Source organism: Pseudoalteromonas sp. Scap25, assembly GCF_013394125.1.
In the GTDB taxonomy this organism is placed as follows: domain Bacteria; phylum Pseudomonadota; class Gammaproteobacteria; order Enterobacterales; family Alteromonadaceae; genus Pseudoalteromonas.
Genome location: NZ_CP041328.1, coordinates 182,261 through 206,486, shown reverse-complemented (window position 1 = coordinate 206,486; position 24,226 = coordinate 182,261). Strand labels below are relative to the sequence as shown.

Annotated in this window: 20 protein-coding genes; 10 read left to right on the top strand and 10 right to left on the bottom strand. The window is 39.7% G+C overall.

What is annotated here, in order from left to right; all coding sequences use genetic code 11:
- Positions 1-32: 32 nt before the first annotated feature.
- The gene (locus FLM54_RS16415) at positions 33-1,532 is read right to left on the bottom strand and encodes a T6SS phospholipase effector Tle1-like catalytic domain-containing protein (protein ID WP_054201440.1); all 1,500 of its coding nucleotides are present in this window, start codon (positions 1,530-1,532) and stop codon (positions 33-35) included.
- 195 nt (positions 1,533-1,727) lie between these two features.
- Entirely contained in the window at positions 1,728-3,032 is a 1,305-nt protein-coding gene (locus FLM54_RS16410; protein WP_010389488.1) for an NAD(P)/FAD-dependent oxidoreductase, read from the bottom strand.
- A gap of 234 nt (positions 3,033-3,266) precedes the next feature.
- Here FLM54_RS16410 and FLM54_RS16405 point away from each other — a divergent pair, with 234 nt between their 5' ends.
- The 4 genes from FLM54_RS16405 (at position 3,267) to FLM54_RS16390 (ending at position 7,265) form a co-directional block, all read left to right on the top strand.
- The gene (locus FLM54_RS16405) at positions 3,267-5,207 is read left to right on the top strand and encodes an ATP-dependent DNA helicase RecQ (RefSeq protein WP_178956982.1); all 1,941 of its coding nucleotides are present in this window, start codon (positions 3,267-3,269) and stop codon (positions 5,205-5,207) included.
- A gap of 107 nt (positions 5,208-5,314) precedes the next feature.
- Complete coding sequence (locus FLM54_RS16400) at positions 5,315-6,388, top strand: porin (protein WP_054201437.1); 1,074 nt, start codon at positions 5,315-5,317, stop codon at positions 6,386-6,388.
- Between the two features lie 11 nt (positions 6,389-6,399).
- The gene (locus tag FLM54_RS16395; RefSeq protein ID WP_178956981.1) at positions 6,400-6,807 is read left to right on the top strand and encodes a substrate-binding domain-containing protein; all 408 of its coding nucleotides are present in this window, start codon (positions 6,400-6,402) and stop codon (positions 6,805-6,807) included.
- Positions 6,808-6,962: 155 nt separating this feature from the next.
- Entirely contained in the window at positions 6,963-7,265 is a 303-nt protein-coding gene (locus tag FLM54_RS16390) for a YkgJ family cysteine cluster protein (RefSeq protein WP_178956980.1), read from the top strand.
- A gap of 36 nt (positions 7,266-7,301) precedes the next feature.
- Here the strand turns inward: FLM54_RS16390 and FLM54_RS16385 are convergent, their stop codons facing one another.
- Both FLM54_RS16385 and FLM54_RS16380 read right to left on the bottom strand, forming a co-directional pair.
- Positions 7,302-8,666, bottom strand: a complete 1,365-nt coding sequence (locus FLM54_RS16385) for a TrkH family potassium uptake protein (RefSeq protein WP_178956979.1) — start codon at positions 8,664-8,666, stop codon at positions 7,302-7,304.
- 2 nt (positions 8,667-8,668) lie between these two features.
- Complete coding sequence (locus tag FLM54_RS16380) at positions 8,669-9,322, bottom strand: potassium channel family protein (protein ID WP_178956978.1); 654 nt, start codon at positions 9,320-9,322, stop codon at positions 8,669-8,671.
- A 281-nt stretch (positions 9,323-9,603) separates the two neighbouring features.
- On the opposite strand from FLM54_RS16380, the gene FLM54_RS16375 reads away from it, so the two are divergent.
- From FLM54_RS16375 to FLM54_RS16360, 4 genes are all read left to right on the top strand, one after another.
- Positions 9,604-10,929, top strand: a complete 1,326-nt coding sequence (locus tag FLM54_RS16375; protein WP_178956977.1) for a DUF4118 domain-containing protein — start codon at positions 9,604-9,606, stop codon at positions 10,927-10,929.
- On the top strand, positions 10,922-11,590 hold the full coding sequence (locus FLM54_RS16370) for a response regulator (RefSeq protein ID WP_010389477.1): 669 nt from the start codon (positions 10,922-10,924) through the stop codon (positions 11,588-11,590). Before FLM54_RS16375 ends, FLM54_RS16370 begins: the two co-directional genes overlap by 8 nt.
- Positions 11,591-11,793: 203 nt before the next feature.
- The gene (locus tag FLM54_RS16365; RefSeq protein ID WP_256729746.1) at positions 11,794-13,911 is read left to right on the top strand and encodes an ATP-binding protein; all 2,118 of its coding nucleotides are present in this window, start codon (positions 11,794-11,796) and stop codon (positions 13,909-13,911) included.
- A gap of 16 nt (positions 13,912-13,927) precedes the next feature.
- On the top strand, positions 13,928-15,463 hold the full coding sequence (locus tag FLM54_RS16360) for an HD domain-containing phosphohydrolase (RefSeq protein WP_178956976.1): 1,536 nt from the start codon (positions 13,928-13,930) through the stop codon (positions 15,461-15,463).
- 49 nt (positions 15,464-15,512) lie between these two features.
- Here FLM54_RS16360 and FLM54_RS16355 read toward each other — a convergent pair whose 3' ends face one another.
- The 3 genes from FLM54_RS16355 to FLM54_RS16345 all read right to left on the bottom strand — a co-directional run bounded on the left by FLM54_RS16355 (position 15,513) and on the right by FLM54_RS16345 (position 17,871).
- Positions 15,513-16,130, bottom strand: a complete 618-nt coding sequence (locus FLM54_RS16355) for a glutathione S-transferase family protein (protein ID WP_178956975.1) — start codon at positions 16,128-16,130, stop codon at positions 15,513-15,515.
- 48 nt (positions 16,131-16,178) lie between these two features.
- Positions 16,179-17,207, bottom strand: coding sequence for an NADP-dependent oxidoreductase (locus FLM54_RS16350; RefSeq protein ID WP_178956974.1), 1,029 nt, complete (start codon positions 17,205-17,207; stop codon positions 16,179-16,181).
- Between the two features lie 157 nt (positions 17,208-17,364).
- The gene (locus tag FLM54_RS16345) at positions 17,365-17,871 is read right to left on the bottom strand and encodes a GNAT family N-acetyltransferase (RefSeq protein WP_178957430.1); all 507 of its coding nucleotides are present in this window, start codon (positions 17,869-17,871) and stop codon (positions 17,365-17,367) included.
- 151 nt (positions 17,872-18,022) lie between these two features.
- Between FLM54_RS16345 and FLM54_RS16340 the strand changes: the two genes are divergently transcribed.
- Positions 18,023-19,228 (top strand): anhydro-N-acetylmuramic acid kinase, encoded by a 1,206-nt coding sequence (locus FLM54_RS16340; protein ID WP_178956973.1) that lies wholly within the window; start codon positions 18,023-18,025, stop codon positions 19,226-19,228.
- Between the two features lie 36 nt (positions 19,229-19,264).
- Here FLM54_RS16340 and FLM54_RS16335 read toward each other — a convergent pair whose 3' ends face one another.
- Positions 19,265-19,750, bottom strand: a complete 486-nt coding sequence (locus FLM54_RS16335) for a hypothetical protein (protein ID WP_178956972.1) — start codon at positions 19,748-19,750, stop codon at positions 19,265-19,267.
- A 423-nt stretch (positions 19,751-20,173) separates the two neighbouring features.
- On the opposite strand from FLM54_RS16335, the gene FLM54_RS16330 reads away from it, so the two are divergent.
- Positions 20,174-22,429 (top strand): EAL domain-containing protein, encoded by a 2,256-nt coding sequence (locus FLM54_RS16330; protein WP_178956971.1) that lies wholly within the window; start codon positions 20,174-20,176, stop codon positions 22,427-22,429.
- Here the strand turns inward: FLM54_RS16330 and FLM54_RS16325 are convergent.
- Complete coding sequence (locus FLM54_RS16325) at positions 22,422-23,420, bottom strand: L-threonylcarbamoyladenylate synthase (protein WP_178956970.1); 999 nt, start codon at positions 23,418-23,420, stop codon at positions 22,422-22,424. The two genes, FLM54_RS16330 and FLM54_RS16325, sit on opposite strands and share 8 nt — an antisense overlap.
- Before the next feature lie 8 nt (positions 23,421-23,428).
- On the bottom strand, positions 23,429-24,226 hold the full coding sequence (locus FLM54_RS16320) for a DUF6671 family protein (RefSeq protein WP_178956969.1): 798 nt from the start codon (positions 24,224-24,226) through the stop codon (positions 23,429-23,431).

The window sequence follows — 24,226 nt, the reverse complement described above, 5'->3', positions numbered from 1 at the left end:
GTATAAAGTGCACTGATTATTAGGGCACTTTATCAGCTTAAGCGTGTTACCTTGAGCTTTATTCTGCCAGCATTCGCCCCATAAAAACGACTTAAATCATTAGCAAATGGACAAAATTCTCCTGATTTTTTAATGGTTATTTCAACGCCTTCGGCAATTTCAAATGCATGGTCATCGCTTTGGCCAATTGTTCCTATTAAGCTAAACCACTGCGCCGTGGCTAAACGCCTAAATGGCTCAAGTAATGCCATAGGGATTTCTTTAACGCCGAGTTGCACATTATCGCGATGCCAGCCAGAAGGAGGGCACTTTACACCATCGTCATACCAAAATTGGTTCGGGTAAGGAGTAAAGCGATAGGTTGCATCTTGGGCAAGCATTAAGCCGGTAGCGTTGTAGGCTTCACTAGCGTACACCATCACATCTTTGCTTTGATTAACACTCAGTAAGCTCATATTTTGATTGGCGAGCATTATATGAGCACTTAGCCCCATAAAGTTTAGTGTACTGTCATCGCTGTAAATCATTTTATAATGTATATTTTTTAACGATTCAGGGCGATAGCTGGTTAGTTTATTAATTCGCTGTGCAACACTGTGATGTATTAATGGAGCGTTGTGGCTAATTTCATCGTTAATTAATACACAGCACTGCCTATCAACCAGCTTGAAAAATGGGTTTAACCAAAAGTAATTTTGCTGATGACTTAGCGCCAGTGGATCGGGAATAACAGTCACATCGTCTTGGGCAACCAAGTTACTCTCAGGTAAAAGGTTTTCATAGTCTATGTCATGACTGGTTAATAACGAAACCGATAGCGGCTGAGCAATGAGCCACTCAAGCGCATAACGCAGGCAAATATCGGCAAGCCCATCGCGATAGTAGCCTCCTCCTACATCGGAGTGGGCTCCTGCAAACCACAGCTCGGTAATGTTTGCTTGTTGATTCATTAATGTGGGCTCAAAGGCCCGTCGTTTCTCATCAAGCGCAACACAATGCAGGGCCCCAGCTACATTATTGGCAATAGTATGGTTTTCAAAAACCACATGCTCTGCGCCACGGGTCGCTTTATTTATCTTTGACAGGCCAATTGAGGCCACGGTGTCAAAAACACACAAATATACTTGCTCATTTATTAATGGCTCTAGGCATTTAGCAAAACGCCTTGCTAATGCAGCGCCTCTGCTAAAACCGGTAAGTAGAACAGTATCGCCACTTTGATAATGCTGCTTAAAATCTGTGATAGCCTGAGTCAAAATGCTGGCCACATCTTCAGAACGTGGGGCAAGTGTTTGATTTAAAATTCGTTTTAAACGACTTCCTTTGGTGCCTATGCCTTGGTAATAAAAGCTTAGTTGCTGTGAAAATGGGGTAGTGGGTGAATCATCAAGTTTACCGCCGAGCAATAAGTGTAGTTTTAGAATATTAGAAATACTGGCGTCTTCTTTAAAATGCTCTGTACTAAACTGGTCTGCGTCGCGGGGTTCACTGCCGGTACCATCAAAATTAAAAATAAGCGTTTTAAAGGTCATTACTAAATTCCGTGAGTGGTTTATGTAAATTTATATGGGAATTGTGAAAAATTAAAGACGGCGGTAATAAATATTTGTTTAATCTTATTTATTACCGCGGCTGATGTAGCTATTTAACCTGAAATCTAGTTAAGAGATTTACTAACATATTTAATCAAAATGATATTTATGTTTATTATCCGGAGTTCAGGTTATTTAGTGTAGTTTCATTTTTGGGCGAACAACACGCAGCACCTTTTCGCTGATCCACAAAGCAAAGGTTTTGGCACTGCCGTGGATAGCGCGCTGATGCATTCTATATAGTGAAATATACATAAAGCGGGCAATTTTACCTTCAATAAAAAAGCTACTACTGGTTAGGTTACCCATCAAGCTGCCCACCGTACTGTAGCGCGATAAATTTACCAGTGAGCCATGGTCATTATATTCAAACTTTTTCAGGGGCTGCTCACGTAGTGTAGCAATTAGATTTTTTTCAACGCATTGCGCCATTTGATGAGCCGATTGTGCGCGTGGCGGCACTTGCGTCCCATCGTCTTGGGTAAACGCGCAGCAATCACCAAGCACATAGATTTGAGGGTCTAGGCTACTTTGTAAGTAATCATTCACTTTTATTTGATTGCTACGTGTCAGCTCAAATATGTCTAGCTCTTTAATGAAGTCAGGGGCTTTTACTCCTGCTGCCCATACCATAATATCCGCATTTATTTGCTCGTCATTATTAGTGATAAAGCCATGCTCGGTTGCTTGTTTAACTTGGGTGTTTTCTCGTACGGTAACCCCTAATCTTAATAATTCACGTTTGGCTGAGCTAGCAATTCGCTCAGACAGGGCAGGTAAAATTCTGGGACCCGCTTCAATCAAATGTATGTGCAAGCGTTTCGCCGACATATTGGTTAAACCGTATATTTTGAGTAAATCAGAAACATGATACAACTCAGCTGAGAGCTCAACGCCAGTTGCCCCACCGCCAACAATAGCAATGTTTAATGAATGCAATGGGTCGTCGTCTTGATGAAGGCGAGTAAAGTTATCTAGTAAGGCGTGTTGAAAACGCTCGGCTTGTTGGTTTGAATCAAGGTAAAAGCAATGGTCTTTAATACCCGGGGTGTTGAAGTCGTTACTGACACTGCCAATGGCAATAACTAAATGATCATAGTGAACGGTTCGTTTAGGTAATATTTGATGCCCTAACTCGTCATATAGAGGGCTTAAGGTAATGGTTTTATTATTGTTATCGAGGTTACAAAAGGTACCAAGTTGGAAGTTATAGTGGTGCTTGGCCGCATGCGCTGAGTATACAACGCCATCTAAATCGGCATCAATAGAGCCGGTTGCTACTTCATGCAATAACGGTTTCCATATATGAGTGCGGTTTTTATCAATGAGTAATATATTTGCGTGTTGTTTCTTTCCTAATTTGTGCCCTAATTGAGTTGCTAGCTCCAGCCCACCAGCGCCACCGCCTATGATGACAATTTTTGGTATGGTTTTGTCCATGACTATGCCCTTAAAAATAATATACCGAAGCAATTTCTGTACGTTGATTTTTAAAATGGCTTGGGTATCAAAAAATTATTTTGGCAAAGCATGCATTTATAGGACTATAGTGTGCGCCTAATTGAAGGATATGTCAGCAATAAATCCAATGATATGCTGTATACTGATATGCAAATATTTCATCTACTGCGCATTTACAGTATTTATGGGCACCGACATAAAAAGGACGCTTTTATGAGTACCTCGCTAGTTCAGTCTCTTGAGCAACATTTTGGTTTTAATCAGTTTAGAGCAGGGCAACAACAAACCATAGAGCAATTGCTAAATGGCCAATCATCACTGGCTATATTTCCAACTGGATCGGGTAAATCCTTGTGCTATCAACTTACTGCGTTACATTTACCGCATTTAACCTTGGTGGTATCGCCATTATTAGCGTTGATGAAAGATCAAATAAGTTTTTTAAACAGTAAAGGCATTTATGCCGCAAGTCTTGATTCAAGCCAAGATCAAATGCAAAGCAGTACGGTAATGAACGACGTGCGCAGTGGTAAAATTAAAGTGTTAATGGTGTCAGTTGAGCGCTTTAAAAACGAGCGCTTTAGAGAGTTTATTAGCCAAGTGGCACTTTCTATGTTGGTAGTAGACGAAGCGCATTGTATTTCAGAGTGGGGTCATAACTTTAGACCCGATTATTTAAAACTACCTCGTTACCGTGAAGAGCTAAATATTCCGTTAGTGCTACTATTAACCGCCACCGCTACTAAAAAAGTTAAACGCGATATGGCAGAGCGATTTGCTATTGATCCAAAATGCATTGTGCAAACGGGGTTTTATCGCGCTAATTTAGATTTAAATGTGCTGAGTGTTAAAACGGCTGATAAAAATACTGAGCTTACTGAAATTGTCCGTACGCAAACCGGCCCCGGTATTGTGTATGTCACGCTGCAGCAAAGTGCTGAACAAGTGGCCAATATGTTAAGCGCACAGGGCCTGCAGGCGGTGGCGTATCATGCAGGGCTTGAAGACAACCTGCGCGGACAAATTCAAGATGATTTTATGGCGGGAAAAATAAATGTAGTGGTCGCCACTATTGCCTTTGGCATGGGGGTTGATAAATCAGACATTCGTTTTGTAATTCACTACGATTTACCTAAATCAATTGAAAACTACAGCCAAGAAATTGGCCGTGCAGGACGTGATGGCAACCCATCGAATTGTTATACGCTGGCTAATCTAGATGGCTTAAATACAGTAGAAAACTTTGTGTACGGCGATACCCCAGAGCTCAGCGGTATTGAATATGTTATTAACGATATTCGCCAAGCTCAACAGCAATGGGAAATGCAAGAATATAGTCTTTCTAGCGAAAGTAATATTCGCCAGCTTGCCCTTAAAACCTTGCTGGTACAATTGGAAATACAAGGTGCAATAACCCCGCAATATGCGTATTACGCCGATTTTAAGTATAAATTTTTAGTTGATAAAAATGAGTTGCTTAATCAGTTTGATCAGCAGCGCCAAGCTTTTTTATCGCAAATATTTAGCCATACCGACTTTAAAAAAATATGGGGCACACTTAACTTTGACTCCCTAACGCAAGCCGCACAGGTTGACCGTAAACGTGTTGTAGCCGCGCTTGATTATTTAGCAGAAAAAAACCTTATCACCCTTGAAACTAAGCGTATTACTCAAGTGTACAAAGTGCATAGCGAGGTGATTAATAACCCTGCACTTGCCCAGCAGTTACATGATTACTTTACCGATAAAGAGCAAGCTGAAATAAAACGGATTGCTGCTTTGGTGCGCTTTTTTGAGCTGCAATCTTGTTTAAGCTATAACTTAGCCCGTTACTTTGATGATGCGAATGCGCCCGAGCAATGTGGGCATTGTAGTGTGTGCCGTGGACATGCGGTCAAGCTTGAATATTCAATCACTCCTGCAAAAATTGATACAGTACTTATATATCAAAAGGTGGATGAGTTTTTGGCACATATGGCAACGAAAGGGGTGCATAATGTTGGCATTGAAACCCAATGTCGATTTTTAGCGGGAATGAGTGTGCCGCTATTTGCACGCAATAAAGTACGCCAATTAAGTGGTTTCGCATTGTGTGAGCAACAGCGCTACAGCGAAATTAAAGCAATATTGCTATCAAGGTCGGCGCCTAATTAATATGAAAAACCAGTCTAAAAATAAAAAAGTGTTAATTTTTTGTTTCTTTTCTTCGCTTTACTATACTCAAATTGGCTATGACGGCCATTATAATAATGAGGTGATCAATGAAACTGCAAAAAATTATACTATTGGGGGTATTTGTATCAGCAAGTAGTTATGCTGAAATTAATATTTCAGGTTTCGCGAGTATTAATGCGGGTAAAGTGCTAAGCGGCACCGGTGTCCCGCAATATGGCGTTGAACCAACCTTTCTTGCGGACTACCCAAATGTAAGTGCCTACACTGAAGATTTATCCTTTTCGCCAGAGTCTTTGATTGGATTACAGGTATCAGGCGATTTAGGTGAAGGCCTTTCTGTCACTGGTCAGCTAGTTGCCAGAGGAGTTAACGACTTTGAGGCAAATTTTGAATGGGCCTATATTTCTTACGATATTAACGATAATTGGACTATTCAAGCCGGTAAGAAGCGTTTACCACTATTTTATTATTCAGACTTCTTCGATGTAGGTTATGCATATGTGTGGATGCGGGCCCCTGCTGACAACTATACATGGCAAGTATTTAACTACGAGGGGGTTAATTTACTTTACTCAGGCTCTGTAGGTGACTGGGGAGTATCTGCAAATGTTTATACCGGTAAAGAAGATGATGACGATAACAAACTGTTATCAGACTTCTTCTTTCAAGAGCCGACAAGAGAAATTTGGGAAGATATGCTAGGCGGCGTACTACTACTTAATCGTGACTGGCTCGAACTAAGAGTGACCCACATGCAATATACCAACAAGCGTTTTCGCGCGGGTGAACCCGTTTTGTGGGACGGTAAAGACAGCAGAGATGGTAAATTTTATGGCTTAGCTGCAAATCTTGATTTTGGTGATTTTTTTGTTTTAAGTGAACTTAACCGCTTAGACCTAGATGGTAATCTTGATACTTATATGATCAGTGCGGGCTATCGTTTTGACTCAATTACCCCCTATGTCATGTTTTCAGACTTTGAACAAGAAGGTGAGGGCGATACAGAGCAGCATAATACATTTGCTGTTGGTGTGAGGTGGGACTTTCATCCGTCAGCGGCATTTAAAGTGCAATACGATAGGGTTAAAGATGATTCGTTTGATTTAGCTGTGGCTGGTGATAGTAAAGCAATCACCCTTGGTGTTGATGTTGTATTTTAAGGAGAAGTAAGATGAAAAAATTAATATTTTGTGTAATATTCTTGTTTACTAACTTCGCCTATGCAGATTTTGCTATTATTGTGCATCCCTCAAATGAAAGTAGTTTTGATGAGTCTGTTATTAGTCGAATTTATACAGGAAAAGAAAAGTCATTTAGTAATGGTAATAAGATCATTCCAATATCTCAAGAATCAAGCAGTGCTGCAACCGAGCAATTTAATAGTAAATTGCTCAACAAAACTTCTAACCAGTTAAAAGCGTATTGGTCAAAACTGATTTTTACAGGAAAAGGCACACCGCCTAAAGAGTTAGAAAATGACAGTGAAGTGATCAAAATGGTCTCAGCTAACCCTAACACCATTGGCTTTGTTTCTTCATCGGCTGTATCGGATAACGTTAAAGTGGTTTTCACTTTTTAATCCGTAACTAATAAGCGTGCTGATTAACCAGCACGCTTTTTTAGTAATTGGTTAATTACATATGACGATGTTTATAAAATCTGACAGTTATTTTACTGTCACCATTGCTCCGCTCGTGTATCCTGTAGGTTGTATATCATTTCTCATAAGTCTGTATGTCAAACTCAATCATTGCTGTTGAAAATATCGATACAACCGCCGTTACTTGTGCTAACTGCCAAGCGTGTTGTTGCCAATTAGAAGTGCGCATAGTAATCGACACCGGTGTGCCTTTTCAGTACATTGATTACGACAAGTGGGGCAGTGAAGTAATGAAACGCGGCGATGATGGTTGGTGCCAAGCACTCGACCGCAATACGCTAATGTGTACTATTTACGAAAATCGCCCACTTACTTGCCGTGAGTTTGAAATGGCCTCGAACGAGTGTATTACAGAGCGCGAAATAGCCGGTATTTAAAAATACGGACTAACTAATAAACCCGCGTTTGTGTTTTTAACCAATAGAGAGTTGTGCGCTTGGGTATCTTAGTTTTTTACTTCGTGGACTTGCTAAAAAGTAGGCGAGAGTGAGCGGGCCTATTCTGCCCATAAACATTAAAAACATAATGATAAACTCCCCCAGCGGTGATAACGATGACGTTAAACCGCGTGAAAGTCCTACCGTACCCAGTGCCGATACCGCTTCAAAAGCAATATCTAAAAAAGGTGCATCTTCAACGACCAGTAATGTAAAAATAGCCAACCAAGTGACTCCCGCTGAAATAACGGTTAAGGCTAATGCTTTATACACTGAATCTTTGTCTATTTCTCGGCGTAGCACGGTGACGCCCTTGTCACGCCTTAAGTAGCTATAGGTTGCTAATATTAAAACGATAAACGTAACGACCTTTATGCCACTTGCAGTACTCAAAGACCCGCCACCAATAAACATAAGCATCATAGTTAAAGCGGTACTGGCATTTTTTAATTCTTCAATAGCAATGGTATTAAACCCCGCAGTACGAGGAGTAACGGCTTGAAACCAAGCTGCTAGCCATTTCCCTATTTCAGATAACGGCTGCAGTGTTTTTGGGTTATCGTATTCAATTGCGTAAATAAGCAACAATGCAATAACGTTAATAATAACAGTGCTGATCAGCATTAATTTACTGTAGGGACTGAGCTTAGCCCAACGCTTTGACTTATATAAATCTGTTAATACGGTAAAGCCAAGGCCACCAATAATAAACAAACAGGTAATTGTTAAATTTACAACGGGGTCTTCTACATACTGCATTAAGCTGTTAGGACTTAATGCAAACCCTGCATTGTTAAAAGCGCTAATAGTATAAAAAAGTGCATGAAAAAAGCTTTTTTGTAAGCCCATTTCGGGTAGCCAATACAGCGTTAAAATAATAATGCCTACAGATTCAACGATTAGCGCAAACAGCAAAACAGACTTAGCGGTATTTACCAAAGTAGATGTATCTGTTTGATTAAATGCAGCTTTAGTCACTGTTTTTTGAATAAAGCCAACTTTATTACCCAGTGCCATTAAAGTTACAACCGCAAAGGTCATTAAACCTAGACCGCCTAGTTGAATTAATAGCGCAATAACGCCTTGTCCAAAAGGAGTAAACACTGAACCGGTATCGACGACAACCAGTCCAGTTACAGTCACCGCAGAGGTTGCTGTAAACGCACTTTGTATCCATGAAATAGGCTCATAGGTTGCAAAAGGCAGTTTTAACGCCAATGCCCCAAGCGTTATTAATATTAAAAAACTGCAACATAAAATAAGCGGTGGAGCCGCATTGAGTTTTTTATGCCCACTGACTTTTCGCTCAATAGGCGTTTTGAGGGGATGCCATAAAACCATAGTTATAAAAGCCTTGGTGCAAGATAGTTTAGTTCGACTCGATTACCTGATAACAGTAAAGTGTCGTAGGTAAGTAACTCAAAGTCGTCATCAAGTTTGACAAACGTTTGCTTTGCGCGCTTGACCAATAATGGGTTTACAGTGCCTTTTATTTCTTTAAGTAAATGCCCTAGTTTTGTTTTATGTAAGTGCGCTTTTATACTTACTTCAACAACGTATAAGCCATTGCCTAAGGAAATATAGTCGTTTACTACAGGGTAATTAAGCGCTTGTGCAACGCGCACGCCCATTTCTTCTTCAGGATGAATAATGCGTGTTACACCTAGCTTAGAAATAATTGTGTGATGGGCTTTGGTGCTCGCTTTAACCCATATTTGCTTACCAGCTAGGTTTTTTAATGCAAGGGTGCACAGAATGCTCGATTGCATGTCTTCTCCAATCGCCACTAAAACGGCCTGACTGCTCGCTAAATCAAGCTCTTTAAGTGCGGCTTCATCAGTGGAGTCGCAAACAACGGTTTCAGATAAATGCTCAACATATTTTTCAGCTAGTTTAGGGTTACTATCAACCCCAGTGACTGTATGCCCTAAATGAATTAACTCAAGGCTTGCTGCAATGCCAAATCGACCCAATCCGATCACTGTAAAATGTGCCATGTTGATACCTAAATTAAAGTTAAAAGAGAGAAGTGGTAAAGTTCATTTGGTCAATAAACAGTTAATATATAGGCTGTAAGCATCATTATTTTTATCCAACCCAACATACGTATTACTCCTTCTGCTGAAGTTAGAATATGAGTTATTAAAGTAACAATGTAGGTAGGCGTTAAAAGCTTTATAAAGATTTAACGAATCAGATAAAAAACTTTATAAAAACTTTATAGAGGCAATATCGAAAAGGCAGTAATCTAGGTGCTCAAATGTTAGAGGAATAATTAATGAATCAGGCAGAGGCTAAACCACGTTGGTATAACGCATTGTTTTTGGCAGTAATAATGCCATTAATTGTGGTTATTGCCATTTACCCTGTACGTAATTGGTTTACTACCACTGATATCGTGATGCTTCAGTTATTGTGGGTGACTTGGGTTGCTGTGCGCAGTAATCGTCGTCTTGCCATACTGACCACCTTAGTGAGTGTGGCGTGTACAGATTGGTTTTTTGTTGCCCCAAATTTTACTTTTCATATTGAAAACATAGAATATTTAGTAACCTTTATGGTTATGCTGATTGTTGGTTTTGTGATCAGCCAATTGGCAGGGGAGCTCAGTACTAAAGTTAGGGATGTGCAATTACATGCAAGTAATAGTCGCACCTTGTACGAACTGGCCAAAGACTTAAACAGCTTAGATACGCTGGATGAACAAAAAAAGTACTTTGTGCAGCGGATCAGCAAGCATTTAAACGCATTTTGTACATTTATACCTGCAGCATCGCAGGGCAATAGTGAGTTTATATTGCTTAGTGAAGTTAACCCTAGCTGGGGCGGGTTTAATTTTACTAAACGGTTAACGCAAGGGCAAAAATCCTTTGCGGACACCGCTATTTCGCTTCTTTATCAGGTACATGAAAAAACGTTATTACGCCAACAGTCGGCTGCTATTTCGGTGCAAGCGGAATTAGAGCGCGCTAAAAATGCACTTTTACGCAGTTTGTCTCACGATTTACGCACACCACTGGCGACTATTATGGGCGCATCGAGCATGCTTGCAGATGATGAGATTACCCTCAGTGACAGCGTGATAAAAGAGCAAGCGAGTAATATTTATGAGCAAAGTAAAATACTAAATGAGCACTTTGATAAAGTAATGGAGTTAAGCCGAGTTAATAAAATGGGTGAAAATCTAAGTTGGCAAACAATAAACTTACAAGCACTACTTAGTGAAGCTAAAGCTAGAAGACAGCAGCAACTCACTGATTTTATCATAAATACCAATATAGACGCTCAGACAACATGCAAAGGGGATGTGACTTTGTTAGAAATTGCGCTGGCTAATATGCTCGAAAATGCATGGCGTTATGGTGATAAAAAGGTGAGCGTTGAATTTACGCAAAGTACTAATCAGCAAAAGGTAGTTTATCAGTTACTTCTAACTAATAACTTGGTAATTAAAGGGCAAACAAGTAGCGATGAAGGCGTTGGGTTAGGCAGCATTATTTGTGATGTGGTTGCTAAATTTCACCAGGGCACATTTACATTAACAATTAATAACGAAACAAATATGGCGCACGCAAAGTTAATCTGGGAAAAAAGTAATGACTAAAATCTTGATATTAGAAGATTCTCCCCCTCTACAAAGCTTTTTAAAAACCTTGTTGCAAGCCAGTGGTTACGAGCTAAGTATTTGTGATAAAGGGTTAGATGGTTTTGCACGTTTAAGTGAGCAAAGTTACGATCTTGTATTGTTAGACTTAGGCCTGCTAGACATGGATGGTCAAGACTGGTTAATTGAGTTTCGACAATGGAGTGCCTTACCTGTTTTAGTGCTATCAGCTCGAGATGGCGAAGTTGAAAAGGTCACTGCGCTTGATAATGGGGCAAATGACTATATTACCAAACCGTTTAGCGCCAATGAGTTGCTAGCCCGGATTCGGGTTTTATTACGTACCCAGAGCCAGCCGAGTGTGGCATTTACCTGCGGGAATATAAAAATAGATCCACAAAAGCACAGAGTAACCTCTTCTGGAAATGAGATAAAACTCACTAAAAAAGAGTACGCAATATTATTATTACTGTTTCAAAATAAAAATACAGTACTCACCCATAATGCAATCTTAAGCCATATTTGGGGAGCGCAGTACATAGACCGTCCTGAATACGTACGAGTCCATGTGGCACAGCTCAGACAAAAATTAGAGGCTAACCCCGCTAGTCCAAAATATATCTTAACTGAACCAGCTGTGGGTTATCGATTGGCCGATTAAAAATAAAAGTTTTGCAGAGTGTTTTTGTCTTTAAACCATACCCTATTTAACAATCTTATCTACTAGGCAGCTGGTATTTTAATACCCTTCTTTCACATTTATTTCTACACAATTCATTTGCCTAGAAAGTTTTTATAGTCTAATTTTTAAGCTTACTACTTCAAATCCTCAGGACATTGGCTTGCTTGTTTAAGCCTAAAATTATGCGACTAACACTCATACATTCTTTGCAAGGAAAAATGCTGCTTTATTTGGCATTTCCCGTAATGCTTATTATTACTGGTATTTTGAGTTACTGGTATTCAACCAGCCTTAATCAGGCTGTTATGCAAGCAAAGCTTAACTTGAGTCAGACCGCCGATACTATTGCTGCAAAAGTAAATGAAGAGACGCAATTGGCAGTACGCACTACCGAAATTATGGCCTTAGCACAGCAAAATGGGTTGTTTGGTGATAGAGAGGCAAGTATTAATTTTGTTCGTGCAGTGCTTAAAATGAATCCTTCATTCGTGGGGGCTTCTTTTGGTTATGAGCCTAATGCCGATAATCAAGATCAAGCCTATGTGAATGCTTCGCCATTAAAAGAGGGCGTTTATGTAGACCAAACCGGTCGTTTTTTACCTTATTGGCATCGTGATTTTAGTGACTCTGAACGCTTGTTACTTGAGCCCTTGGTGGACATGGAATCTAGTCTTTATTATGAGGGAGTACGTCAACAGTTTTTACGTGATGGCAATACCGAAACGATGATCACTGAGCCCTATGTTTACGAGGGAAGAATGCTAGTTGAACAAAGTTCGCCCATTATCATTAATGATAAATTTGTCGGTATGGCAAGCGTAGATAGAGCACTTGCTGACATCACTGAGTTTTTACAAACCATAAAGCAGCAATTAAAAATTGATGTTTTGCTACTCAGTCAACGCGACAACGTGATTGCAACGACATTGAATTACTCAGGATTAAAAACGAAAGCAATTTTAGATACTAATTATGCAAGTATAGCCAAGCAGCTAAAGTCACAGGGACAAGAAAGAGAGGTACTATCTGCTAACGATCCTTTTGATTCTGGGGTTTTCTATTTTGATAAGGCCAAGGTTGCCACTGGTAATTGGACAGTGATAGTGCGCCGCTCTGAATTGGATATTATTGGGCCTATTCAAGCGCAATTTAAACCATTATTGGCAGCCGCTTTTGCAAGTGTATTACTGATTTTTTTACTCTTTTGGTATTTTATTAACAGAACAACTAAGCGTATTAATATTGCGATTAAATCTGTTGAACAGCTAGCTAATGGAGATTTATCCATTCATGCTCAAAAATATATGGCTCAAAAAGATGAGCTTGGCACTATGTTTAGAAGTTTTGAGCGTTTAATTAAAGCCAGTAAAGATATTGATCAGGTTTGCTCAGCTATAGCCAGTGGCGACTTTTCTCAAACTGTATCTAAGCGCGGCCCTCATGACCGTCTAAGTGATTCTATTAATTTAATGTCGAGTAAACGCTATGAGGCAGAACAAGCTTTACTTGAACAAACCATAAAGCTTCGCCGTACTCAACAAGAGCTTGTTGAAGCAGAAAAAATGTCATCACTTGGCAGTTTAGTTAGTGGCGTCGCACATGAAGTGAATACGCCATTAGGTGTTTGTGTAACTGCGACGTCGCATTTGAGACAAATACTAATTGAAACTAAAAACAAAGTTGCTTCTGGCTCCTTGAGTAAAACGCAGTTTAGCGAATTTATTACTGAAGTTGATTTAAGTTGTGACATTTTACTGAAAAATATGCAACGCGCCGCTGGTTTAATCAGCAGCTTTAAACGTGTTGCGGTTGATCAAACCACAGAAGAGCTCCGTAGCTTATATATTAGCCAATATTTTAATGAAGTGCTCAGAAGCCTGTATCACACAGTAAAAACGACAGAGATTGATATTAAGGTTACAGCAACCGAGCTTGAACCAGAGGTCTACTCTGATCCGGGGGCTTTAGCGCAAATTTTTACAAACTTAGTCATGAATTCTATTGTCCACGGCTATGGTAATGGCAATCGAAAAGGGCTAATCACGGTTCATATAGAATACTCAGAATATGTTCAAATTCATTATCAAGATGATGGATGCGGCTTGACTGAAGAAGCTCGAAAAAGAGTGTTTGATCCCTTTTACACCACAAATAGAGCGGGTGGCGGTAGCGGTTTAGGCATGAATATTGTGTATAACCTTGTTGTACACCGCTTGAAAGGGCAAATATTTGTAAAGAAAAAACAAACACCAGGTGTTTATTTTTTCATTCAATTTCCCTTAACGCTATCAACTCAATAATTAGCAGGGTGTGTTTATGGATTGGTTACAAGATGATGACGTTTTAAAGCAGGCTTTGGATATTGAAAACGTTGAACCATGGAAAATTTTAGTGGTGGATGACGATGATTCGGTGCACCAAGTAACTCAACTTGCAATGAAGCGCTTTGAATTTGAGCAACGCCCTATCGAGCTGCACAGTGTTTATAGTGCAGCTCAAGCAAAAGAAAAACTACAAAGCTCAGAACGCTATGCTTTAATTTTGCTCGATGTTGTTATGGAGACAGAGCATGCAGGCTTAGAGCTTGCTCGTTACATACGCCAAGACTTACAAAATGTGTACAGCCGAATTATTTTAAGAACCGGACAGCCAGGGGTTGCGCCAGAGCGCAGTGTTATCCGCGATTATGATATTGATGGCTATAAAGCAAAGAGCCAACTGCAAAGCCATGACCTTGAATTAATTTTTTATACTTCTTTGCGAGCGTATCGCGATATTTGCATGTTACAAACCCACCGCCATAATTTAAAGCGACTAATAAAAGCAATTTCTACTATTACCCAAATTGGTGATTTAGTTGAGTTTACCTCTGTTGTTATGGAAGAGCTTAAGTTAGTGCTGAATATGAGCGAGGCAAATCTCTATATTGATGCGCCTAAAGTATTTGGCATTTGCCAGCTAGATCAAAGACTACAAATGATCGAAGGAGAGCTTTCTGGCATACATTTATTCACGGGCAACGGAATTGACAGTATTCCACAAAAACATCAAGAGTATTTTTTAAGAGCAAAGCAAACTAAGCAGAATTTTATAGCAGATGATCATTATGTTTATTTTCATCACTCCCAAAAAGGGCTCGATTCTATTTTAGCATTCCAATCATTACAACCGGTTAAAAAAGAAGCTCAGCAACTAGTCGATTTATTTTTAGGTAATGTGGTTTTAACATTTGAAAGCCTATTATTAGCCAATTCAGTTGAAGAAACACAACAGCTTGCTATATCGTTAATGGGTGGGGCGATGGAGTCACGCTCTAAAGAGACAGGTTCCCACGTGATCAGGGTAGGTTTATATGCCAAATTGTTAGCTGAGTTACATGATCAAAATAGAGCATATTGCGATAGAATTAGTTTAGCAGCGCAGTTGCACGATGTAGGAAAGGTTGGCGTTCCAGACTTGATTTTAAACAAACCTGCTAAATTAGACCCTGATGAATGGGAAATTATGAAACAGCACACCACCAAAGGCTGGGAAATACTCAAAGGTACGGGAAATCCTGTCATTGATATGGCGGCTAATATTGCGATTGATCATCACGAACGATGGGATGGAGCGGGTTATCCGCACGCTAAAAAACAGAAAGATATAAGTTTAGAGGGCCGAATTACTGCGATTGCAGATGTGTTTGATGCGTTATGTTGTCGTCGTTGTTATAAAGAGCCTTGGAGCATGGATGAAGCAAAAGCTGAGATAATTAAAGGCGCAGGTAATCATTTCGATCCGACGTTGGTTGAATTATTTGAATTGAATTTTAATGCGTTTAAACAAATTTATTTAGACAGGCCTGAGTAACGAGATTGTAGCTCTGATTGCGTTAGCCACAATCAAAGCGAACATAAAATTAGTCGTATTTAGCTTCAAGCTCGTTGGCAGTATGAAACTTTTCGTGAGATTGTAATTGCTCATCGTATTTAACTAGGTTTTTAAAGTGCCCTAGTTGGCCAGCGTTTTTAACGATTTCAACAATAAACGACATCATAAAATCGGCACCAGTGAGAGTATCGCCCACTAAATAACGTTTGCCTTCAAGGCGGCTGTTAAAATAGCTAATTACTTTAGCGGTTTCAGTATCGGCATAGCCCTCTAAAAATTGCGTTTTAGCACCATCTTTCTGGACAAACATTTTTAGCAATAATGGTAAAATTGCAGAGCTTTCTGCAAAGTGAAGCCATTGTTGGTAGTCTACAAATTCTGCAGTACCTGTGACTGGTGCAAACTTACCTTTGCCATATTTAGTTATCAGGTAATCTGTGATAGCACCAGACTCGGCGATCACTAAGCCATCATCTTCTATAACTGGCGATTTACCCAGCGGATGCACACTTTTAAGCTCATCAGGGGCTAAAAAAGTTTCAGTATTGCGCTGATAAGCAACAATTTCGTAATCAACCTCAAGCTCTTCTAATAACCAAATAATACGTTTAGAACGAGACTTGTTTAAGTGGTGTAGTTTAATCATTTTCTTCCTTATTGAGCTGTGTTGAATTACAACATAGCCTGAATGTTATTATAGTGGGCTGTTAATCTTTACTACGGTTTTACCAAAGTTCTTCCCGCTGATCATGTCGTTAAATGCGCTGATGGTTTTTTCAAAACCATCTACAAGATATTCGCGGTACTGAACTTTTCCGTCTTGCAGCCACTTTTGCATGTCTTGTGCAAATTCGTCATAACGATCGCCATAGTCATCAAAAATGATAAAGCCCTGCATTTTAATACGCTTAGTTAACAATTGTCCCATTAGCATACCTAATCTATCAGGACCTTCAGGCAAGCTGGTGGCATTATATTGCGATACCAAACCACAGATAGGCACGCGTGCTGAGGTATTAAGCAAAGGTAATACGGCATCAAACACTTTTCCGCCCACATTTTCATAATAAACATCAATGCCTTGCTCACATGCTTTTTCTAACTGCTCGGCAAAATCTTCGGCTTTATGATCTATACATGCATCAAAACCAAGAGTTTCAACAGCATGAGCGCATTTTTCGCTGCCTCCGGCAACGCCTACTACTTTACAGCCTTTAATTTTAGCTATTTGACCAACCGTTGCGCCTACTGGGCCTGTAGCTGCTGCAACAACAACGGTTTCACCCGCTTTAGGTGCGCCAATATCTAGTAAGCCCATGTAGGCGGTAAAGCCAGGCATACCCATAATACCAAGTGCATAAGACGGATTAGTTGGCTCTTTACCTAATGACATTAAGCCCTCGCCATTTGAGATAGCGTAAGTTTGCCAGCCTGTATATGCTAATACCCATTCGCCTTCGCTAAACTTATCATTTTTAGATGATTCGACTTGGCAAACCGTTGCACCAACCATTACATCGCCAATTTCTACAGGGTCGGCATACGATTTAGCATCGCTCATGCGACCACGCATGTAGGGGTCCAGTGATAAATAAATAGTACGCAGCAATACTTCACCATCTTTTAATGATGGTAACTCTACGTTTTTAAGTTCAAAATTTTCATTAGTAGGAGCACCATATGGACGTGATGCTAAAGTAAATTGACGACTGGTTGTGGACATAAAAACCTCCAAATAAAGTGAAAAACCACCTACTACCGAATGTTTAAGCTTTAAAACTATACATTGCTCAACAATAATGCGCGGATAGGTAGAAAAGATTTGTACCTTGATACACGAGCTTTGGGCGAAAGGTGGTTAATTCAACCGTCGAAAGAATTTAATTAGAACAATTACTCTGTTTTAGCACACTAAATAGATGGCTATCAAAATAGTGACCATTTTTATAAATTGCTTTCTTTAAAATAGCTTCGTTATTAAAGCCATTTTTAAGCAACGCGCTCATTGAGCCAACATTACCTGCAAATACAGCCGCATGAATACGGTTTAAGTTAGTACTTTCAAACACTTCTTTAGTAATTAACTCTATGGCTTGGGTAATAATACCTTGCCCCCAATACTGCTGACTAAGCCAATAACCTATTTCGCCACTGCGGCTATACTCAAATTCACCAGGAATAACACCAATACAACCAACACACAGGCCATCAACTTCAATGGCTTTAATGATGCCAAATTTTGCTCCCTCATTTACCCACCAGTTTGCATCTGCTTGGGTATAAGGAAATGGAATTTTAGAGGACAAATAGCGAGCTACTTGTTGATCGTTCAAAATGGTGACTATTTGGCAGGTATCGTGTTGTTTAAATGCTCGTAAAGTGATCATGCTACAAATGAGTTTGTTATTATCAGGCAATAACTTAGCAAGCTTTAAACGCTTAAACAATGAAAAACAATTCATTAAAATTAAAGTGTATACAGGTATAACTTTGCTTAAAACTCTTTTAAAATGTAAAAAACACCCAGACAGAGTCTCTATGCATCCTCATATCGAAGCCCTTTATAATAGCGCTAAAAAGCCCAGTCGTTTAATTATTGGTTTAATGAGTGGCACCTCTTTAGATGGTTTAGATGTGGCGCTATGTAAAATAACCGGTGCGGGTTTACATACACAAATAGAGGTTAAAAATTTTACTACGGTTGAATACAGCGACGAGTATAAAACTAAAATAAAGCAGGTATTTGCCAAGCGCGAATGCGATTTAGAAGTGCTGACTTTGTTACACCCTTGGGTGGGAAAACTCCATGGTGCTATGGTTAATCAGTGTTTAATTGCATGGGGTATTGACCCTGCGAGTATTGATGCCATAGCAAGCCACGGGCAAACTATTTATCACTGTCCGCAGTCGCAGCATAACCATCATGACTTTAAACATGGCACCTTGCAAATAGGTGATAGTGACCAAATAGCAGTTACTACAAGCATTACCACTGTTGGCGATTTTAGGCAAAAGCACATAGCCGCAGGGGGCGAAGGCGCACCTTTAGCGGTATATGGCGATTATTTATTTTTTGCCAGCCCTGATGAAAACCGCATTTTATTAAACATGGGTGGCATTGCAAACTTAACGTTTTTACCTAAAAACGGTGATACTAGTAGCGTGTTTAGTAGCGACATAGGCCCAGGTAACACCATTATGGATGCCTACGTACAGTCTTATTTTAAAGGGCTGCATTATGATGAGGGCGCAAAGCTTGCCAAAGCAGGCAAGGTGAATGCAAAACTGCTAAAAGCGCTCAGCGATAATGCGTTTTTTAAATTATCACTGCCAAAAACAACAGGGCCTGAGGTGTTTAATTTAGCCTTATTACGCGCAGCCCAAGCCCAAACCGCAACCCAAGATTTAAGCCATGAAGATGTGTTGGCGACATTAAATGCGCTTTCTGCGACTACGATTGCTAGGGCGTTAAATGACTGTGCTGAAGGGGTTCAAAACTGTGTGGTATATGCCAGTGGTGGAGGAATTCATAATCCATTATTGATGGAGCAATTACTAATACACTGCCCAAATATTAAGGCGTTTAAGAATACTGATGATTTAGGTGTTCACCCCGATGCCAAAGAGGCGGTGCTGTTTGCTATTTTGGCAAACGAATGTTTAGCAGGGCAGCGACAAAGTGCAAAAAATAAAAGGGGTGGAATTTTAGATATTACTATGGGTAAAGTGAGCTTTGCTGATTAACTAATTAAAGCTTAATGGAAAAGTTTATAACAAGAGCTAAAAAAGTGAGATTAAAGCTGTTCCCACACTGGCAAGGTACTGACGAACGCGATGAGGCTTTGGCGGCGTAATCGTATTTATTGGTACAGTATATCCATTACCAAATTGGTTAATGTGCATATCAAACTGCAAGCTATTTTTTAACGTACCGTGTTTACCATGCAAAATCATTTGCATTACAAAACCACGACGGTGCGCTATTTCACTTAACCTAAGCGTGACTCGTCCTTGCTCTAAATCAAGTTGGCTGAGCTTTTTTTCTGTGTAGTACTGAGCTTCACGTGCGTTTGGCAACGTTGCGCTAAGTGAAATAATATCACCTTCATGGGCAGCCTCAGGCAAAACGCATTGCAAAGCAATTTGATGCTGGCTATTGGCCTGCTGTGACAGCGTTTCAAATTCCATGCTGTGGCTCAGTGCCGCAGAGATAGGATCTTCAAATGACGGTAGTGCAAAGGTTAATTGCACCATGGATTCACTCATGGGGGCTTATAAAACTATATTGACTAATAATGCAGCTATTATCGCTGATGATTGTTGCATAATTATGACTAAGCTAAAGCGCTTAATACAAATGCTAGTTTTAATTGTAATTTTGAACTAAAGGTATTGTTTTAAATCAGTATTATATTTACGGAATAAATTATAATAGCCGCTCAATAACCACTGCGATAAACGTATATACAATTTAAGAATGGATTAACGTCTTACCTCAGCGATAAAAAACAATACTCTTACTGAATTTTTTGTTAATTGCGCCAGTTTTTTATTGTTAAATAATGGGTGCTTTTTTGTGTTTGTTTCAATTTTGCAACAAAATAGCTTGAAAAAAAACCAAGCTAGCCATAAAGTGCAGTTAAGGGCCCAAATACATAACACACTACCAAAAGGGTTGTGAGAAATTAGATGGCACTAATAAAAAATAATTTATGGAAACTCTTTTGTTTTTTGCTATTAGGCGGTCTAGTCCTATTAAGCGTTTTGTTGGCTTATGAATGGCGAAATATCGAAAAAGAATACCGCACAAGCTCCCAAAATCGTGTGGAGTTTTCTGCGCAAGCACTTAAAAGCACCCTCAGAAATAAAGAGCTTATGCTGGATCTAATTGGCAGAGATATTGTTACTAATAATAGCTCATCTACAAATACATCTCTCATAAAGAACCTTAATAATATTTTGTTAGAAAACCTCGTTTCAACTGGTTTTGGATTATTTAATACGCATGGTCAAATACTCTATTTCAGTTCAAACTTAGATGCTTCTACCATAGTTAACCTTAAAGAAAATGAAAGAACACGTGACAACTTTGCTCGTACTTTAAAGTCTAATAAAATGATATTAGGCAAAACGTACTATAATGAAACACTTCAAGAGTGGATAATTCCGATCCGAAAGTCGCTAAGAAACGAAAACGCAGAAGTTATTGCAGTGATGACGTCTGGAATGGCTATTTCAAATGGTGACAAATATTTAAATATTTTAAGCAGCACTCAAGATGATTATTTATTAATTATTAGAGAGTTAGATGGCTACATTCAATATAGCTCAAACAAAAGCGCTGATATTGCTAGTTATACACGTACACAAGCTAAGCAATTTTTTGGCCTTCTAGATGCTGAGTTAGTAAAACAGCTGGGTAAAACAAAGCAAGCACTTAAATCTTCTGAAGAAGTATTTAGCCTTATTATTGATATTCAAGGCAAACCTTATATCACATCTGCAAAATTTGATAATCGCTATCAGTTATGGACACTTTCAAACAGAGCGATGCAGCCAATAAAAAGTGTATTTTATTGGAAGGTCTGTTGGTATTCTTTCATTTATTTACTGATTTGTACGCTCTTATATTTTGGTTTTAGGTTTATTGCTCGTGCTGAGCAAAAACGGATTGATGAACTGTTTTACCTTTCTCGTAATGATGATTTAACTAAGTTACCTAATCGAAAAGCACTGCGTGATAGCTTTGAAGCAAAAAAAGGGACATCGTTTAGCTTGGCAATTATAAACATTACCAATTTACGCTCGATGAATAATCGCTTTGGTATGGAGTATGGCGATAAGGCAATTAAAGCCTATGCCGCAATGTTGCAAGCGACATTCGCAGCTCCATATTTGGTTTTTAGAAACAGTGGCAATGAGTTTTGCATTATTACGCCGCATTTATCGGATGAGCAAAATAGGCACACTTTTGAACAAATATTAGCATCCTCTATTGAACAATATGAAACCAAAAATACCGAACGTCCTTTAAATATGAGTGTTGGTGTGGCCAACTACCCAGAGCATGGCATAACCAAAAGTAAACTAGTGCGCAGCGCACATTTGGCTAATCAATGGGCGAAAGATACAGGACAGTGGTTGTGCCATTACCATGCAGGTATAAAACAAGCTTATTTACGCCGTTTAAAAGTAGAAGAGCGGTTAAATGTAGCGCTAAGTGAGCAATCATTCTCTATGGCCTATCAGTGCCAAGTAAATGAGCAGGGTAAAATTCATGCTATGGAAGCACTAATTCGTTGGCATGATAGCGAGTTGGGTATGGTTTCACCTGCTGAGTTTATTGCTATTGCGGAGCAAAGTGATTTAATTTTTAAAATCGGTGACTTTGTTTTAGCGCGCTCTATTAGTGAATTTGCAACGATGCAACAACATAGCGATACGCCTCTTGAACTAGCAATTAACATTTCTGTGATGCAATTTCAAAGCAGTGCTTTTATTCCTAAATTATTGCAAAGTATAGAGGCGCACAATGTTGCTCCGCACAGTATCATTTTAGAAATTACAGAGTCACTGTTTATGGATAACCTTGAGCATGTGATTGAAACTATACTGAGCTTAAAATCGCGTGGAATACGTTTCTCGATGGATGATTTTGGTACAGGCTATTCATCACTAAGTTTATTAAGACGCCTGCCCATAGATGAACTTAAAATAGATAAAAGCTTTGTAGATGATATTTTAATAGATCCTAAGTCTATCAGCATGGTGCAAAGTATTATTGCCATTGCCTTCAGCCATAACATAAGTGTTATCGCTGAAGGCGTGGAAGAGCAGGCACAATTTGATATGTTAGTGGATATTGGCTGTAAACGTTTTCAGGGGTATTACTTTTACAAACCTGTGAACGCGACCTCTGTAATTGAATACCTGCAAGCTAACTAGTAGCCGCGCGACTAAGGCGATCATTCACTGCAGCCCACTCACTGCTTATTGGCGGCTTTTCGATATAAATAGTTAATGGGGTCGTCTCATCAATAAGATGCAGTGCTTTATACATATTTTTAGCGTATTCAATAGGGCAACTACTGAGCTTAGTAATACGCTCTGATGGAATGTCGCCCGCTAATAATTGCTGTTGCAATTGAGTAGAATAGATTAAATAGTGACTTTTACTCTGAGAGTTTTCACTCAAAATTTTAGCGAAATCTTCAGTATTAGCCAACATGGCTGGTGCATGAGGCTGATAATGCGCTTTTACATTACCCGGTACCACTTCGTTATGTGAATGTGGCGTGCTGACATGCAGTCCAGTTTTTTGCAAAATATCAGATGCTGAAATTGGTCCTGGGCGTAATATGCGTAACTGCTCTGAGCTGGCATCGACAATGGTCGATTCAATACCTACATTACATTCACCTCCTTGTAATACCGCACTAATTCGACCATTCAAATCGCGCATAACATGAGCTGCGTTGATTGGGCTCAACTGCTTGTATCGATTAGCAGAGGGAGCTGCAAGACCAGTATTTAATTGTTTTAGTACCGCTAAAAACTCAGGATGCGCAGGCACGCGAAGTCCAATGGTGGGCAAGCCGCCTGTTACCGGACTGTTTAAATCATCTTTAGCATTTAAAATTAGGGTGAGTGGGCCGGGCCAAAATGCATCAGCAAGCGTGATGGCCGCCTTATTTACATTTTTTGCCCAGTGGTGCACATGCGACTGATTGGGAATATGCACAATGAGCGGGTGATTTGTTGGACGTCCTTTCGCGGTAAATATTTTCGCTACAGCATCACTATTAGTCGCATCTGCGGCTAAGCCATAAACGGTTTCTGTGGGTAAGGCAACGCATTCGCCGGCTTTTAATAGTGCTACGGCTTGGTTAATACGCTCTTCAGTATTTAATAATTGAGTCGGTTGTATTGATGTCATAATAACTCTTAAGGATTACAAAACTGGCAATATGTTGCATCGGCAACGTGTTTTTCATTCGCTTCAATATGGTTATAGCCGCAGCTATCACACAAAGAGGTTGTTGATTTTACTTGTTGTGTGGGCATGTTACACAGTTCACAGGGTAAGCCTTTAGTGAGTTGTTTGGCAACAAAGTTAGCACACTGGCATTGTGGACATTTTGATGCCAACCGCCTTGCTAAGTCCTCGGCAGCGAGGCGAATAATAGCTTGGCGTTGCCCACTATACATAGCTCTTAAATCAGGCGTGATTATGCCGGCTTTGGGCACTTTTTCTTTAAATAAAGCAACCAAGCCTTCAAAGCTTAGCCCTTTAAAAAGTGTTTGAGTGTCATCAAGTATCCAGTGCTGCTCTTTAAAGCGCTGGCATGCGACCGTGATTGATTCAACATTAGTCTCGCTGTTAATGGTTAAGCTGCTGGGTGAAAATGGCCCGCCTGCATGTCCATAAATAGCGATGTCTGTGTGTTTATCGTAAAAACAAATTACTTCTTCATCCCAGTTCATTAACCCAGGGTATGGGCCACCTCCAAAGCTGCCTTCACTACCAAGCCCACATTGCTCGCCAGTGAGTTCACACGCTTGTTGAGCTTTTATTAGTGCTGCTGTTTGGGCACTGCAATCACGCTGCACTTCATTAGTAAACATCCCAAGCGTATCGGTATCAAATAGACTGGTTGTTACCACATTATAGCCAAGTGGCTTCAATGCGGGAGCGATCAAAGGTGCCTTTTTATGTTTAGTGGCAATGACAGCGTTTAACAT